Source organism: Ochrovirga pacifica (genome assembly GCF_000220525.1).
In the GTDB taxonomy this organism is placed as follows: Bacteria; Bacteroidota; Bacteroidia; order Flavobacteriales; family Flavobacteriaceae; genus Ochrovirga; species Ochrovirga pacifica.
Genome location: NZ_AFPK01000061.1, coordinates 1 through 1,336, shown reverse-complemented (window position 1 = coordinate 1,336; position 1,336 = coordinate 1). Strand labels below are relative to the sequence as shown.

The following is a 1,336-nucleotide window of genomic DNA, read 5'->3' as shown; positions in this document are numbered from 1 at the left end:
GGCACTAAACCACAAAGTGTGTAAGTTTTAGAAACAGGGTTTGAATATGTTCAAACCCTGTTTTTTTTGATAAACAATTAAATTTACACATATGAAACCAGAAGATTTATTAAACGACGACTTTTTAAAGCAATTCAAAACAGGAGATGAATTGAGTAATTTTTTAGCCAAGATTCAAAAACGAGGCATCGAAAAAATGCTAGAAGGAGAACTAGATGCTCATTTAGACTACGACAAGCATCGAACTCGTCCGAATGATAATGCACGTAATGGCTATTCTAAAAAGAAAATTAAAACCACTTTAGGAGAATCAGAAATCTCAGTTCCAAGAGATAGAGATGGAAGCTTTAATCCTATGATTGTAAAGAAGAGACAGAACACCTTAGATGGTGTAGAAAACATCATCATTAGTCTCTATGCTAAAGGAATGTCTGTATCTGATATTGAAGAACAAATCCTAGAGCTTTATGACTTTAATATCTCTAGTTCTGCTATATCTCGAATCACAGATAAAATCAACTCAGATATCATTGCTTGGAAAAACAGACCTTTAGATCCTTGCTATCTGATTGTTTGGATGGATGGAGTGGTATTTAAGGTTCGAGAAAACTCAAAAATCATTAACAAGACCATCTACATAGCTGTAGGATTAAAAACCAATGGTAAAAAAGAAGTATTAGGCTTATGGCTAGGTAAGAATGAATCTTCGGCTTTTTGGATGACCGTTTTAACGGACATCAAAGCTAGAGGAACTCAAGACATTTTAATCACAGCTACGGATAATTTAAATGGATTTACAGATACTATAAAGACCGTATTCCCAGAATCTGTGACTCAAATATGTGTGGTACACCAAATTAGAAACTCCTGTAAATATGTGGTATGGAAAGATAGAAAAGAGTTTTCTAAAGATATGAAGCAAATCTATACAGCTCCTACTAAAGAAGCAGCAAAGGCTTCCTTAGAAGACTTTAAACAAAAATGGAACGCTAAATACTCCTACGCTATTAAAAGCTGGGAAAACAACTGGGATGAACTTACTGTCTTCTTTGACTTTCCTGTAGAAATTAGAACCATTATTTACACCACAAACCTTATTGAAAACCTAAATGGAAAAATCAGAAAGTATACTAAAAATAAGCTCTCATACCCAACAGATGATGCAGTAATTAAATCTGTATTCTTAGCCTTAAGAGAATCTACTAAAAAATGGACACAACCTATTAGAAATTGGGGACTAATATTAAACCAATTTTTAGCTATATTTGAAAATAGGATTCAGCTATAAATAGCTAAACCCTATTTCTAGAACTTACACAAATTAAGGGACAGTGTC

Annotated in this window: 1 protein-coding gene; it reads left to right on the top strand. The window is 33.3% G+C overall.

Features of this window, described 5'->3' with window-relative positions; translation table 11 throughout:
• The first annotated feature begins 91 nt into the window (after positions 1-91).
• Positions 92-1,288 (top strand): IS256 family transposase, encoded by a 1,197-nt coding sequence (locus FS85_RS0110900; RefSeq protein WP_010136321.1) that lies wholly within the window; start codon positions 92-94, stop codon positions 1,286-1,288.
• The last annotated feature ends 48 nt before the right edge of the window (positions 1,289-1,336 follow it).

Coding starts and splice junctions, on each gene's coding strand:
- FS85_RS0110900 (WP_010136321.1), top strand. CDS start 92: ATGAAACCAGAAGATTTATTAAACGACGACTTTTTAAAGCAATTCAAA.